Below are 13,821 nucleotides of genomic sequence, written 5' to 3'. Positions count from 1 at the left end.
CGCGGTCCAGTCCAACCATGTGCGCCAGACGGCGGCGGCGGCGGCGGCCCACGGGTTGAAATGCGAGGTCATCCTGGAAGAGCGGACAGGGTCAAAGGCCACCGACTATGTCCACAACGGCAACGTCCTGATGGACCGGCTGTTCGGCGCGGGCATCCGCTTTGTCGACGGCGGGTCGGACATGCCGGCCGAGCTGGAGACGACGGCGGCAGAGGTCCGGGCGCGCGGCGGCAGACCCTATGTCATCCCCGGCGGCGGCTCGAACGCCATCGGGGCCCTCGGCTATGTCGACTGCGCGCGCGAGATCGTGGTCCAGGCCGACGAGCTGGATCTGCCCATCGACCGGATCGTGACGGCGACCGGCAGCGCAGGCACCCATGCGGGGCTCGTGGCCGGGCTGGCGGTCATGGGGGCGGACATTCCGGTCCTGGGCATCGGCGTTCGCGCCCCGAAGCCGAAACAGGAGGCCAATGTGCTCAAGCTGGCGCAGGAGACGGCCGCCCTGCTGGGGCGGCCCGGCGCCGTGACCGACGCCATGGTCGTGGCCGACTGCGACTATGTGGGCGAGGGCTATGGCCTGATCGACGGGGCGGTGATCGAGGCGCTGAGACTGGCGGCGCGCACCGACGGCATCGTTCTGGACCCTGTCTATACCGGCAAGGCGATGAAGGGGCTGATCGCCCTGGCCAGGACCGGGCGGTTCGAGGGCGAGACGGTGGTCTTCCTGCACACCGGCGGAGCGCAGGGCCTGTTTGGCTATCAGGGCGAGATTGGGAGGATGTTGTGAGGCCACAGAAGCCAGGCATAGGGACGCTCGCTTCGGCGCTCGGGCTGGCACTCATTTTGAGCGCCTGTACGACAGCCCCCAAATCTTCGCCTGATCGCCAACTTGATGGGACGGGAGTCGTAGCGCTGGAATGCGCGGTGGCTTCCGATGGGACCGTGGGCGAGTGTCGTATCCTTTCAGAGACTCCGCCTGGACAAGGATTTGGTCAGGCCGCAGTTGACACGGCGCAAGGTGCACGACTGGACCCGCGATACGGCGACGCAAGGGTGAGATTTACGATCCAGTTTAAAGAAGGAAAGCCTGCGCCATGACCAGAGTTCTCGGAGTCCTGGGCGGAATGGGCCCCGCCGCGACCGTGGCCTTTCTGGCGCGGGTTCAGGCCCTGACCCCGGCGGAAGGGGATGCCGACCACATCCGCATCATCGCCGACATCAATCCCAAGGTGCCCGACCGCAACCGCCAGCCGGATGCCGCGGAAAGCGTCCTGGGCCAGATGGCGATGCGGCTGCGGGACGCGGGGGCCCAGGTTCTGGCCATGCCCTGCAACACCGCCCACGCCCAGGCGGCCGGTATCCGCAAAGTCGGCCTGCCCTTCATCGACATGATCGCCGAGACCACCGAGGCGGCGCTGACGGCCACAGGCGAGGCCGCGCCCAGGAAGGCCGGCGTCCTGGCCACGCCGGGCGGCGAGGCGCTCTACACCCGATCTCTCCAGGCCAGGGGGTGCAGGATCGTCCGCCTCACCGGGCAGGACCGCGAGACCTTCATGGGCTGCGTCTATGCCGTGAAGCGCGGCGACACCGGCGATGCCGCGCGTGCCGAGATGCGTCGCCTGGCCGCAGCCCTGGTCGAGGCAGGGGCTGAGGTCGTCATCGCCGGTTGCACCGAGGTGCCCCTGCTGCTGATGCCTGCGGACGTGTCTGTGCCTCTGGTCGATTCCGCAGAGGTGCTGGCGCAGGCCTGCGTCGATCGCTGCCGGTGAGGTTGCCTAAATCGGCGACGCCCGCCACACCTGCCGCATGACGACGCAATCCCTGATCATCGACTGCGACCCCGGCGTGGATGACGCCGTGGCGCTGATGCTGGCCTTCGGGTCGGCGCGGCTGGAGCTGCTGGCGGTCACGACGGTGGGCGGCAATGTCCCGCTGAAGAAGACGACGCGGAACGCCCTGATGCTGCGCCAGATCGCGGGACGGCAAGACGTGCCGGTCCGGCCCGGCGCGGACCGCCCGCTGCGGCGCAAACCCTCGGGTGCCGGCGAGTTTCACGGTGAGGAGGGGCTGGGTTATCTGCCGCCCTTCACGCCCGATCGCGGCATTGCCGACGGGCATGGCGTGGACGCCATCATCGACAATGTCATGAGCCGTCCGGAGGGTTCGGTCGCCCTGGCCATACTGGGGCCGATGACCAATCTGGCCCATGCCCTGCGCAAGGAGCCGATGATCCAGAAGCGGCTGGGCCCGGTTGCCGTCATGGGCGGGGCCCGCAGCGAGGGTGGCAACATCACCCCCTCGGCCGAGTTCAACATCTGGGCCGATCCGGAAGCCGCGGACGAGGTGCTGCGCAGCGCCTGTCCGGTCGTCATGTTCGGCCTGGACGTCACGCATCAGGTGCGGGCGACGGATGCGCGGATCGCGCGTCTGGCGACGCTGGGCACGGCACGCGGCGACACGGCGGCGGCCATGATGCGGTTCTCGCAGGACGTGGAAAGGCGGATCGTTGGCTGGGACGCTCCGCCGCTGCACGACCCCTGCCCCGTCGCCTGGCTGATGAACCCGGACCTGTTCACGCTGAAGTCCTGCCGGCTCGCGGTGGAGGTGCAGAGTGAGCTGACGCGCGGCCATACGGCGGTGGAGTTCCGCGTCGACCCGGAGACGGCCCCCCATCGCTGGGCTACCGGGGTCCAGGCCGACGGCGTCTTCGATCTCATCGCGGAGAGCTGCGCTTGAGGATCACGGTCGTCGGCTCCATCAATCTGGATTTCGTGGCCTCTGCCCCCAGCCTGCCTGCACCCGGCGAGACGGTCACCGGCGCGACCCTGGCCCGTCATCCCGGCGGCAAGGGAGCCAATCAGGCCCTGGCCGCCCAGCGGCTGGGGGCCGAGGTCTGCATGATCGGACGGGTCGGGCGCGACGGCATGGCGGAGGAGGCGCTCGCTCTCCTTCTCGCCGACGATGTCGATACCGGCGGCGTGCTGACGGATGCCGAGGCTCCGACGGGCGTCGCCCTGATCGCGGTGGACCCGGACGGCGAGAACCAGATCGTCGTCGCGGCCGGGGCCAATCACAGGGTCATGCCCGAACAGCTGCCGGCGCGGATTGAGTGCCCCCTGATCCTCCAGATGGAACTGCCGGTCGAGACCGTGGAGGCGGCGGTCGGTCGGGCCACCGACTTCGTTTGCGTCAACCTGGCCCCCGCCGCACCGGTGTCGGACCAGCTGCTGCGCCGCGCCGACCTGATCGTCGTCAACGAGAGCGAGGCCGCCTTCTATGGCGACCTGCTGCATCACGGCGGCGGTCGGGTGGTGGTCACCCTGGGGGCACGCGGAGCCGAGATGTACCAGCGCGGGTCCCTGATCGCCTCGGCCACCCCGCCCAGGGTCAAGGCGGTGGATGCCACGGGTGCGGGCGACTGTTTCGTGGGCGCGATATGCGTCGCCCTGCTGGAGGGCCAGTCGCCCGAAGCCGCCCTGACCTTCGCCTGTGCCGCCGGAGCCATCGCGGCGACGCGGCCCGGGGCCCAGCCCTCCCTGCCGACGCGGGACGAGGTTGAGGCGATCATTACAAGTTCGTAACTAGGGCTGGCCGTTGCGCGGGATAGGGTCTGGCACCTGTTCAGAGACGCCTATCGGGAACCGCCACATGACACGCACCGCCGCGCTGCTGGGAGCCTCGCTGCTCGCCCTCGCCATGCCCGCCGTAACCTGGGCCCAGAGCGCGCCCGCGCCGATCACGGTGCCGCCGCTGGAGTATAGCCACCGCGAACTCGCCAACGGCCTGGACGTCTATGCCATGCCCGATCCGACCGCCGGCACGGTGACGGTCCAGGTCTGGTACGACGTCGGCGGCAAGGATGATCCGCAGGGCCGCAGCGGCTTCGCCCACTTGTTCGAACACATCCTCAGCCGCAAGACGGTCAACCTGCCTTATGGCCAGATCGCGACCCTGGTCGAGAATGCGGGCGGCACGCGCAATGCCTCCACCAGCCAGGACATGACCAACTATTACGAGACGGTCCCGCCCCAGTATCTGGAGACCATGCTCTGGACCCACGCGGAGCGTATGGCCCGGCCCGTGGTCGATCAGGCCGTCTTCGACGCCGAACGCTCCATTGTGAAGGAAGAGCTGCGCCAGCGCGTGTATGCCCCGCCGTACGGCCGGTTCGGCACCTTCGTGATCGGCGACAACACCTTCGATGAAAGCGTCTATCGCCGCAGCGTGATCGGCTCGATCGAAGAGCTGGACTCGGCCGTCATCGAAGACGCCCGCGCCTTCCACGAGGCCTATTACCGTCCCGCCACCGCGACCCTGATCGTGGCCGGCAACTTCGATCAGGCCCAGCTGGACGCCTGGGTCGATCAGTATTTCGGCGACATCGAAAATCCGGCGCGCCCTGTGCCGGTGATGACCCGCCCGGTGGAATCACCTCGCACCCAACCGCGTCAGGTCGAGGCCTATGCCCCCAATGTGCCCCTGCCCGCCGTGGCCGCCATCTATCCGGGGGTGAAGGCCTCCGATCCGGACGCGGCCGCCCTGGAGGTGCTGTCGGCCATCATGTCGCGCGGCGACAGCTCGCGCCTATATCAGGCCCTCGTCTATGAGAGCCAGCTGGCCTCGAACGCCAGCCTGGGGTCCAGCACCCTGGAAGAAGACGGCTCGGTCGTCGTCAGCGCCACGGTCGCCCAAGGCAAGTCCATCGCCGATGTCGAGGCGGCGCTAAACGCCCAGCTGGATCGCATCCGCAACGCGCCCGTCACCGAGGCCGAACTGGCCGAGGCCAAGACCGAGATCGTCTCCAGCGAACTGCGTCAGCGCGAAACCGCCTCGGGCCGGGCCTTCATCCTGGGCAGGGCCCTGGTGGACGAGGGCGATCCGCGTGCGCCCGATGCCAATCTGGTCGCCATCCAGGCCGTCACCGCCGCCGATGTGCAGCGGGTCGCCCGCCGCTATCTGGACGAACAGGCCCGGGTCTCGATCCGCTATCAGGACGAGAGCGCGCGGCCTGCGGGTGCATCCGAGGACAGCTGGAAGAACCCGGCCCCCATGCCGACCTTCGTGACCGTGCCGCCCGCCATCCTGCCGGCCAACGAACTGCTGCCCGAGGGCCAGCGCATGGCCCCGCCCGCACCGGGCGAGGTCCGCACCGTCGCCGCGCCGCAGATCGTGGAGCGGACCCTGTCGAACGGCATGCGCCTGATCGTCGCCAAGTCCACCGACCTGCCCATCGTCAATGCCCAGCTGGTCATCGGCGGCGGCGCGGCGGCGGACCCCACGGAGCGTCCGGGCCTGGCGACCATGACTGCCGCCCTGGCCTCGCAAGGGGCCGGAGATCGTACAGCCCCGGAGATTGCCCGCACCCTGGAGGCGCTCGGAGCCAACATCGGCGGTGGGGCCGGGGCGGATGCCACCACCCTGTTCCTGTCCGCGCCCATCGCCTCGGCGGACGCCGCTGGCGCGGTGCTGGCCGATGTCGTGATGCGCCCGACCTTTGCCGAGGATGAAGTGGCGCGCAGCCGGACCCAGGCGGTCAACGGCCTGCGCGTCAATCTGCGCCAGCCGGGGCCGCTGGCCTCTCTGGTGCTGGGCCGACTGGCCTATGGTGCGGCCCCCTATGGCGCGCCCAGTTCGGGCACGCCGGATTCGCTGCAGGGGCTGACCCGCGACGAGATCGCCGCCTTCCACGCCCGCTGGTGGCGGCCCGACAATGCCGCCATGATCGTGACCGGCGGCATGACGCCCGATCAGGCCGTGGCCTTCGCCGAACGCACCCTGGGCAACTGGACCAGGCCTGCCGAGGCCCTGCCCGTCGTGGCGAACCGCGCCGGCACCCCGACCCCACCCCGCGTCGTCGTGATCGACCTGCCCGGCGCCGGTCAGGCGGCCGTCGCCGCGGCCGTGCGTGGTCCGCGCCGCGCCGATCCGGCCTTCTATCCGCTGAGCGTGGTCAACAGCATCATCGGCGGCGGCTCCAACGGCCGTCTGTTCCAGGAAGTGCGGGCCAAGCGCGGCCTCAGCTACGGGGCCTATTCCTCCCTGGCGACGCGCGTGGACGGCGGGCTGCTTTCCGCCACCACCCAGACCAAGAACGAGAGCGCCGCCGAGGTTGTCGCCCTGGTCCTGGCCGAGTTCGACCGTCTGCGGACCGAGCCGGTCAGCGAAACCGACGTCACCAACCGCGAGACCTGGCTGACCGGCAGCTTCTCGCGCGCGACCGAAACCACCGGCGGACTGGGCGGCGTCCTGGCCGAGGCCGTCACCAACGGCCTGCCGCTCAGCGAGGTCGAGGCCTATCCCGACCGCATCCGCGCCACGACTCCCGAGACCGTGACCCAGGCGGCCCAGGCCGTCAGTGCGGACGGGGCCTATGTCGTGGTGGTCGGCCAGTCGGCGATGTTCATCGACGCCCTGCGCGCCGCCCATCCCGATGTGGTGGTCATCCCGGCGGCCGATCTGGATCTGAACAGCCCGACACTGGGGCTGTAGGGTCACGCGTCTCCTCCCCGTCGCCGCTTGGCGATGGGGAGGGGGACCGCGCGTAGCGTGGTGGAGGGGGGACCACGGCTGGGTATAATCAGGCCTTCGCCCGGAACGCCCTGATCGCCTCCACCGTCTGGCGGACGCTGGCCTCGATCCCGGCCCAGTCGCCCGCCCTGACCGCGGCATCGGTCACCAGCTTGGAGCCCATGCCCGCCGCAACGATGCCCGAGCCGAACCATTTGGCAATCGAGGCCGGGTCAGGATCGACGCCACCGGTGGGCATGATCTTGGTCCAGGGCATGGGCCCCATGACGGCCTTGACGAAGTCCGCCCCGCCGACGCTGGCACCGGGGAACAGTTTGACGACCTCGCAGCCCAGTTCCTGGGCCTTCAGGATTTCGCTCACCGAGCCGCAGCCGGGGAAATAGGCGGTCATCCGCCGGTTGCAGGTGCGCGCAACCTCCTCCACCAAGCCCGGACTGACCACGAAGCGCGCGCCCCGGTTCAGGAAAAGCGCGGCGGTGCCCGCATCGACAACCGAGCCGATGCCCAGGATAATGTGCGGATCGGTCTGCTGAAGCTCGCGTGCGATCTCGCCGAAAAGATCGCAGGCGAAGTCGCCGCGATTGGTGAACTCGACCACCGGCGCGCCGCCCCGGGCGCAGGCGCGGATGACGTTCAGGCAGACGTCCCGGTCGGGATGATAGAAGACGGGCGCGACGCCTTGGGCTTCGAGGGCGGTCAGGACGGACAGACGGTCGTGGCGCATCGGCGTTCAGGCTCCACCGGAGTTCGGGACAGACCTGCTTAACCACCGCACGGGTCGTGTCAAAGCCGACCCGCCAAACTTTGTGTTTCGCCCGTCAGGCGGCACCGGGCTTTTCATGCCGGGTCGCCTGGCACAGATCGCAGAACTCGATGCCGGGCCGGCGCCGGTCGGGGCGCCAACGATGGCGTTTGCATTTCAATCGACGAACGAGACGGCGCAGCGAACGAAACATGTGATCCTGGGGAGGGGATGGCAATGTCGGGTATCCGGCGTTCTTCCAAACGGCGTTTGCCGCTCGCGTCAACCTTTGCAGGCCAGATCTGCTATGCGTCGGGTCATCGCGCTGTCCTTGTCGAACAGCGGCTCCAGCACGGTGAAATGGTTCGCGCCCTCGACCGTCTCTAACCGCGTCTCGACACCTTGGGCACCCCACAGATCGGCCATCATGCGAGACTGGCGGATGAACTCCGCACTTTCGTCAGCGCCGACGATGCAATCCAGCACGGTCCCGCCGGGAGTCGAACCGTTCGGGACGGGCCAGTGAATGGGCGACAGGGCCGCCGCCTCCCGGGCATCCAGACCCAGGGCCGCGTTCAGGCTGGTCGGGATCAGGGGGGCGAGATCGAACACGCCGCTGATCGCCACGGCGGCACCGGCCCGGCCCTCGGACAGCATGCAGGCCGCCATATGCCCCCCGGCGGAGTGTCCGAAGACGACCGGGCGGGTGCGCGTCGGCGACAGGTCGCGCACAGCCTCCACCGCATTGCGCACCTGCGACAGGATGCGGCCCAGCCGAACCTGCGGCGCCAGATCGTAGGAGGGAATGGCCAGGCTGACGCCCCGCGCGAGCAGGGCCGGTGCGATGCCGCTGAACCACTCCCGCCCCAGAGCCTGCCAGTAGCCACCGTGCAAGAAAACGGCGACCGGTGCGTCAGGCCGCGCCTCGAACAGGTCCATGACTTCGCGCTCGCCGGGCCCATAGGCGATCTGGCGGGGCGGATGCGCCAGCCGCGCCGCCTCGGCCCGGTCGCGCCAGCCCTGCATCACCGCAGGATGGTCGGGCACAAGGGCGCGGTTGTTGTATTCGGTTTCCAGGTTCAGCGGAGGCTCCGAGGATGAGGCAACGGGCAACGGGCAACGGGCAACGAGGTAATAGCTAGCGGTTATGGTGTCCGCCACGGAATCATTCACTGGCTTGGAAGAGGCTCAGACCCTAACCTGTTGCCTGTTGCCTGTTGCCTGACTTCCAATCTTCAACCCCCGGACCCCCGCCATGATGACCGCCATCTTCGTCTTCATCAAATGCGAGTTGGGGCATGCCAACGATGTCGCCGCCGACATGGTGGACAATGTCGAGCACGTCTCGGAGGTCTATTCGACCTCGGGCCAGTACGACCTGCTGGCCAAGTTCCAGCTGCCGAAAGACATGGACATCGGCACCTTCGTGACGAAGTCGGTCCAGACCCGGCCGCACATCCGCGACACCTTCACGGTCATCACCTTCTCGCCGTTCCTGCCGTCGAAGGTCTAGGCCTCGCTGGAGACGAACGACAGGCGCACCGCCACGCGCGACTGGGTCCAGCGCTGGGTGTCCACCCGGGCCTGACGCATGGCCGACAGCGCCATACGGCCAAAGCCCAGTTCGGCCGGCTGATCCTCCGTAGTCCGGCAGTCCGACAGCGCGCCCGTTGCTTCAACCGCGCAGTCGATGGTCACCACACCGCGGTCCACACCGCGCGACAGGGCCGCGGCCGGATATTCAACCTGCGGGCTGCGGGTCCAGGGCACGTCCCGGAACGGCGTCAGGGGCGTGGGTGCGGCCTCCTGAACGCCGACGAGACCCAGCACTGCCGCCACGACCAGCATCACTCCGCCGGAGCCTGCATCACGGTCATGCCCTGTGCGATCGCGCGTTGGGCGGCCAGCTCGCTCGCCGGCAGCGGCACCAGGCCACGGTCCTGAAGATAGCCGCCGCGACCGGCGGAGGCTTCGCTCATAAACTCCATGACGAACTGCTCCAGACCCGGCGTCACACCGACGTGCTGCTTCTTCACATAGATGTAGAGGCTGCGCGACAGGGGGTAGGAACCGTCCGCGATGGTGTCGACGGTCGGCGCGATGCCGTCGATGGTCTCGGGCTTCACCGTGTCCAGGTTCTGCTCCAGGAAGGAGAAGCCGAACACGCCCAGCGAGCCGGGGGTGCGGGTCAGGGTCTGGACGATGGCATTGTCGTTCTCGCCCGAGTCCACCCAGCCGCCGTCCTCACGCAGGGTCTGGGCCAGGGCCTCGAACCTGTCCTCGTCGGACTCCGCCAGGGCCGCCAGCACCGGATTGGCCTTGGCCGAGGGCACCATGCCCAGCTCCAGGAAGGCGTCGCGCGTGCCCGAGGTGGGCGGCGGGCCATAGACCTGAATGCGCTGGTTCGGCAGGGCCGGATTGGCCATGTTCCAGGTGGTGGCCGGGTTGGCGACAAAGGCACCGTTCGCACCCGGCACTTCCTTGGCCAGGCCTTCGTACAGGTCGTCCAGCGAGAAGTTGAAGCTGTTGCCCGAACGCGCCGTGGCGATGACGATGCCGTCGAAACCGATCTTGATCTCGACGATGTCGGTGACGCCGTTGGCCACGCACATGTCGTATTCCGACTTCTTCATCGGGCGCGAGGCATTGGCTATGTCCGGCGTCGCCGGGCCGATGCCCTGACAGAAGGCCTGGATCCCGCCGCCGGTGCCCAGCGATTCCACACGCGGCGAGGCCCCGCCCGTCGTGCGCTGGAAGTTTTCGGCCACGCGGTTGGCGAACGGGAAGACGGTCGAGGAGCCCGCCGACCAGATACCCGAGCGCGCCGTCTGCGACCCCGCCCCGCCATCTCCACAGGCCCCGAGGGCCATAAGGGCGACGGCCGAGGCGGCGGCGAGAAGGGTGCGGGTCATGTGAAGGCGCTCCGAAAGGTTCGTGGCGCTTAGACCAGAGGATTGTGACGGTTGGACGAAAGAGGGAGCATGCCACCATCCTTCTCCCGCAGCCATCAAGAAGAAAAATCACTCAATCAATGCATCCCGCAGCTTTTCGAAGGCTCGGGCGCGGTGGCTGATGGAGTCCTTGAAGGCGGGGTCCAGTTCGCCGAAGGTCTGGGTGTGGCCCTCGGGGATGAAGATGGGGTCATAGCCGAAGCCGCGCGTGCCCCTGGGCGGAAACGTCAGGGTGCCGTCGACGCGGCCTTCGACCACCACGGCCGGACCGTTCGGCCAGGCTACGGCCAGGGCCGAGGTGAACCAGGCGCTGCGGTCTTGCGCGCCGATTTCCTCCAACCGCTGCTCGACCTTCTTCATGGCGAAGGCGAAATCCTTGTCCGGCCCGGCCCAGCGGGCGGAGAAGATGCCGGGAGCGCCGTCCAGCGCCGCGATCGACAGGCCGGAATCGTCGGCAATGGCGACCTCGCCCGACAGGTCCGCCGCATGGCGCGCCTTCAGCAGGGCATTGCCGACGAAGGTGCTCTCGGTCTCGTCCGGCTCGGGCAGGTTCAGGCTGCCGGCGGTGACGACGCTGTAATGTCCGCCCAGCAGCGCCTCGATCTCGGGCACCTTGCCGGGATTGTGCGTCGCCAGGACCAGCCGCATCCCCTTGATAAGCTTCAGATTCATCGCCTTCACCCGCTCCGTTACAATCCATTGCCAAAGTTTAATATCGTTAAACGATATGTAACATGACTTAGCTCAGCGCACGGCCTATCTATTGTTTCAAGGACGGACGCCGCGACGTTCTCCGATCCAGCCGAAAACGGCAAGATCGATGCAGCGGACACAAAACGAGGGGTGAAAACATCCCTCACTCAGGATCAACGGAGAACGACAATGAACACCATGAACGCTTCCTACTTCATCGAAAAGATCGGCCACGGCGTGATCAACACCATGCTGCTCGCCGCCCTGCCGGTCGCCCTGATCGCGACGCTCGTCCAAGGCCTGTAAGAACAAAACGGAGCTTTGACGATCGGCATGACAAGCGCGAGAGTTAAGACCGCGTGTGGGTTCGCCGGACCCCGCGCGGCATCCTCGCCCTCTGCCCCGGCCTGACGACGAATAGGCCCTTTCGAATGCGCGTGCCGAAACTGCGATCTGCGGCCAGCCGCACCCCGGCGCGTTTGCCGGGCCTGACCTTCGGATCCGTGTCCAGCCTGTTGAGCGTCGCGCTCTGGGCGGCCTTCTGGATCCTGGCCCTGCTGACGCTGGCCACCCTCATACTCTTCATAGTGATGGCTTTTGTGCCCATGGGGCCGATGGGCCTGACCGCGACCAGCGACGACGGCGGCACCAGCGTGCCGGTACCGCGCGCCTATATCCTGTTCGGCATCGGGGCCTTCGCCGGTTATTTCGGCGGTTTCACCCTGATCCTGCGGCACCTGCGCCGCATCGTGAACACCCTGCGCATCGGCGATCCGTTCGAGCCGGCCAATACCGGGCGGCTGCGCCAGATCGGCATCATCCTGGCGGTCGTGACCGGCGGAGCCTGGCTGGGCCAGAGTCTGGTGTCGCGACTGGTCCGCGGGGCGCTGGAGGCACCAGGCCTGTTCGACCTGGTGACCCCCGCCTTTTCGGTTCTGGTCGTCTTCGTCCTGGCCGAGGTGTTCAAGGAGGGCGCACGTCTGCGCCGAGAATCCGAATTAACGATCTAGACGCTTTGGGTTAGAGCATCCTCATGGCCATCCGCATCCAGCTTGACCGCATCCTGCTCGAACGGCGCATGTCGCTGACCGAGTTGGCCGATCGCGTGGGCGTGACCCTGGCCAATCTGTCGATCCTGAAGACGGGCAAGGCGCGGGCGGTGCGGTTCACGACGCTGGACGCCCTGTGCCGCGAACTGGACTGCCAGCCCGGCGACCTGCTGGCCTATGCGCCGGGGCCGCAGGATCAGGGTTCGGACGAGGATGCCGACGGGACCGCGCCCGGCACGACATGAGCTCGATCCCGTGAGCAGGCGGGACGATCTGAGCCCCGACGACCGGCACATCTGGTCCCGCGTGGCCGGATCGGTGACCCCGTCACGGCCGAAGAAGGCCCCGCGCATCGTGGTCGGGGCGGTTCAGCCCGATCCGCCGCCCGCACCGCACCCGACCGGCAAGGTCAAGACCGCGCCCCGGCTGCTGCCGTCCTTTTCTCCTCCCGTATCTCCCCCCGCCTCCCGTAGCGTGCCGGAGGTGCTGGAGCCGCGTCGCCAGCGGCGGCTGTCACGCGAGCGCGACCCGATCGAGGCGCGGATCGACCTGCACGGCTATGGCCGGTTTCAGGCCCAGGACGCCCTGACCGCCTTTCTGATGGGGGCGCAGGCGCGCGGCTATCGCTCGGTGCTGGTGATCACGGGCCAGGGGCGGCGCGGCGGCACCGGCGTGATCCGGGGCTCGGTCCATGAGTGGCTGACCGGCCCGGCCCTGCGCGGGGTCGTCTCCGGCTTCGCCCCGGCGGCGCGCCACCACGGGGGCGACGGGGCGCTGTATGTAACCATCAGGCGGGGTTGAGCGCCAGCCCCGCGTCGTTCGCCAGCGCTTCCAGCGACGTCATTGGTCGCGGGCCCCAGTGGGCGATGACTTCCGAAGCCGCCAGCGACCCCAGCGTTCCGGCGTCCTTCAGCGACAAGCCGCGTGCGAGGCCCAGCAGGACACCGGCAGCGTACTGATCGCCTGCGCCGGTGGTGTCGATGACCTTGTCGACCGGGAAGGCGGCGACCTCGACCCGGTCGTCGCCGGCCAGCAGTACCGAGCCCTCGGCCCCCCGGGTGATGGCGGCGACCTCGGTCATGGAGGACAGGCGGGCGGCGGCGGCGTCGAAGTCTTCCGTCTCGAACAGGGCCGTCAGCTCGGCCTCATTGGCCAGGACGATGTCGGCCGAGGCCTCGATGAAGGCCAGCAGTTCAGCACGCCAGCGGGCGACGACAAAAGTGTCGGACAGGGTGATGGCGACCTTGCGGCCTGCGGCGTGGGCGGCAGCTGCGGCGGCCTCGAAGGCGGCGCGGGCGGGGGCCGGGTCGAACAGATAGCCCTCCAGATAGACGATGGCCGAGGCCGCGATCTGGTTGGCGTCGATGTCGTCGGCCGACAGCTGGTTGGCGGCCCCGAGGAAGGTGCACATGGTCCGCTGGCCGTCCGGCGTGACATTTATCAGGCAGCGACCGGTGCCCAGACCCTGTTCGGCCCCGCCGGTCAGGACCGGGCTGTCGAACGCCACGCCGGCGGCGCGGATGTCGTGGGTGAAGACGCCGCCCAGGGTGTCGTCCGCCACCTTGCCCACATAGGCCGCGCGGCCGCCGAAGGAGCCGACGCCCGCCACGGTATTGCCCGCCGACCCGCCCGAAGCCTCGACGCCCGCCGCCATGGCGTCATAGAGGGCCGCGCTCTGGCCCGCATCGACCAGCTGCATCGAGCCGGGCGTCAGGGCCTGAGAGCTCAGGAAGGCGTCGTCGCAGGGGGCCAGCACATCGACGATGGCATTGCCGACGGCGCAGACGTCGAAGAGGATTTCGGAGGCGGTGTTCTGGGTCATCGCGAGGCCTTACCCGGCGCGGGGCTTTCGCGCTAG

Annotated in this window: 16 protein-coding genes; 10 read left to right on the top strand and 6 right to left on the bottom strand. The window is 68.5% G+C overall.

The features are described 5' to 3' along the window. The 6 genes from JHC81_RS03115 to JHC81_RS03095 all read left to right on the top strand — a co-directional run. The coding region (locus JHC81_RS03115; RefSeq protein WP_292170523.1) for a D-cysteine desulfhydrase family protein at positions 1 to 787 on the top strand (787 nt) is incomplete at its 5' end. Next, positions 784 to 1,098: a TonB family protein gene (locus tag JHC81_RS14415; RefSeq protein ID WP_366465502.1), complete on the top strand. Its 315-nt coding sequence runs from the start codon at positions 784 to 786 to the stop codon at positions 1,096 to 1,098. The genes JHC81_RS03115 and JHC81_RS14415, both read left to right, overlap by 4 nt. Further along, positions 1,095 to 1,769, top strand: a complete 675-nt coding sequence (locus JHC81_RS03110) for an amino acid racemase (RefSeq protein WP_292170521.1) — start codon at positions 1,095 to 1,097, stop codon at positions 1,767 to 1,769. The genes JHC81_RS14415 and JHC81_RS03110 overlap by 4 nt, the downstream gene beginning before the upstream one ends. Positions 1,770 to 1,806: 37 nt before the next feature. After that, entirely contained in the window at positions 1,807 to 2,736 is a 930-nt protein-coding gene (locus JHC81_RS03105; protein WP_292170518.1) for a nucleoside hydrolase, read from the top strand. After that, complete coding sequence (locus JHC81_RS03100) at positions 2,733 to 3,581, top strand: ribokinase (protein ID WP_292170515.1); 849 nt, start codon at positions 2,733 to 2,735, stop codon at positions 3,579 to 3,581. The genes JHC81_RS03105 and JHC81_RS03100 overlap by 4 nt, the downstream gene beginning before the upstream one ends. A 67-nt stretch (positions 3,582 to 3,648) precedes the next feature. Beyond that, complete coding sequence (locus tag JHC81_RS03095; protein ID WP_292170514.1) at positions 3,649 to 6,489, top strand: pitrilysin family protein; 2,841 nt, start codon at positions 3,649 to 3,651, stop codon at positions 6,487 to 6,489. A gap of 88 nt (positions 6,490 to 6,577) precedes the next feature. Here JHC81_RS03095 and JHC81_RS03090 read toward each other — a convergent pair whose 3' ends face one another. Continuing rightward, positions 6,578 to 7,252 carry a bifunctional 4-hydroxy-2-oxoglutarate aldolase/2-dehydro-3-deoxy-phosphogluconate aldolase gene (locus JHC81_RS03090; RefSeq protein ID WP_292170512.1) on the bottom strand — a complete coding sequence of 225 codons (675 nt, stop codon included), beginning with the start codon at positions 7,250 to 7,252 and terminating at the stop codon, positions 6,578 to 6,580. A 300-nt stretch (positions 7,253 to 7,552) separates the two neighbouring features. Then, positions 7,553 to 8,383 (bottom strand): alpha/beta hydrolase, encoded by an 831-nt coding sequence (locus JHC81_RS03085; RefSeq protein ID WP_292170509.1) that lies wholly within the window; start codon positions 8,381 to 8,383, stop codon positions 7,553 to 7,555. A gap of 142 nt (positions 8,384 to 8,525) precedes the next feature. Between JHC81_RS03085 and JHC81_RS03080 the strand changes: the two genes are divergently transcribed. Further along, complete coding sequence (locus JHC81_RS03080) at positions 8,526 to 8,783, top strand: Lrp/AsnC ligand binding domain-containing protein (RefSeq protein WP_292170506.1); 258 nt, start codon at positions 8,526 to 8,528, stop codon at positions 8,781 to 8,783. Here the strand turns inward: JHC81_RS03080 and JHC81_RS03075 are convergent. The 3 genes from JHC81_RS03075 to rdgB form a co-directional block, all read right to left on the bottom strand. Further along, positions 8,780 to 9,121, bottom strand: coding sequence for a TonB family protein (locus tag JHC81_RS03075; RefSeq protein WP_292170503.1), 342 nt, complete (start codon positions 9,119 to 9,121; stop codon positions 8,780 to 8,782). The two genes, JHC81_RS03080 and JHC81_RS03075, sit on opposite strands and share 4 nt — an antisense overlap. Beyond that, positions 9,118 to 10,182 carry a substrate-binding domain-containing protein gene (locus JHC81_RS03070; protein ID WP_292170500.1) on the bottom strand — a complete coding sequence of 355 codons (1,065 nt, stop codon included), beginning with the start codon at positions 10,180 to 10,182 and terminating at the stop codon, positions 9,118 to 9,120. The genes JHC81_RS03075 and JHC81_RS03070 overlap by 4 nt, the downstream gene beginning before the upstream one ends. Before the next feature lie 108 nt (positions 10,183 to 10,290). Continuing rightward, a complete protein-coding gene (gene rdgB / locus JHC81_RS03065) occupies positions 10,291 to 10,893 on the bottom strand; it encodes an RdgB/HAM1 family non-canonical purine NTP pyrophosphatase (RefSeq protein ID WP_292170498.1) in 603 nt (200 codons plus the stop codon). A 452-nt stretch (positions 10,894 to 11,345) separates the two neighbouring features. Here rdgB and JHC81_RS03060 point away from each other — a divergent pair, with 452 nt between their 5' ends. The 3 genes from JHC81_RS03060 to JHC81_RS03050 are packed head-to-tail and all read left to right on the top strand — an operon-like array spanning position 11,346 to position 12,764. Beyond that, on the top strand, positions 11,346 to 11,924 hold the full coding sequence (locus JHC81_RS03060; protein WP_292170497.1) for a DUF2975 domain-containing protein: 579 nt from the start codon (positions 11,346 to 11,348) through the stop codon (positions 11,922 to 11,924). 23 nt (positions 11,925 to 11,947) lie between these two features. After that, on the top strand, positions 11,948 to 12,208 hold the full coding sequence (locus JHC81_RS03055) for a helix-turn-helix transcriptional regulator (protein WP_292170494.1): 261 nt from the start codon (positions 11,948 to 11,950) through the stop codon (positions 12,206 to 12,208). 10 nt (positions 12,209 to 12,218) lie between these two features. Further along, complete coding sequence (locus JHC81_RS03050; RefSeq protein ID WP_292170491.1) at positions 12,219 to 12,764, top strand: Smr/MutS family protein; 546 nt, start codon at positions 12,219 to 12,221, stop codon at positions 12,762 to 12,764. Here the strand turns inward: JHC81_RS03050 and JHC81_RS03045 are convergent. Continuing rightward, complete coding sequence (locus tag JHC81_RS03045) at positions 12,751 to 13,785, bottom strand: adenosine kinase (protein ID WP_292170488.1); 1,035 nt, start codon at positions 13,783 to 13,785, stop codon at positions 12,751 to 12,753. The genes JHC81_RS03050 and JHC81_RS03045 overlap by 14 nt on opposite strands. Positions 13,786 to 13,821: the final 36 nt, after the last annotated feature.

It is taken from the genome of Brevundimonas sp., from assembly GCF_016463295.1.
Taxonomy (GTDB): Bacteria; Pseudomonadota; Alphaproteobacteria; order Caulobacterales; family Caulobacteraceae; genus Brevundimonas.
Note: the sequence above shows the minus strand (reverse complement) of the source record. Positions and strands in the feature narration are given on the sequence as shown.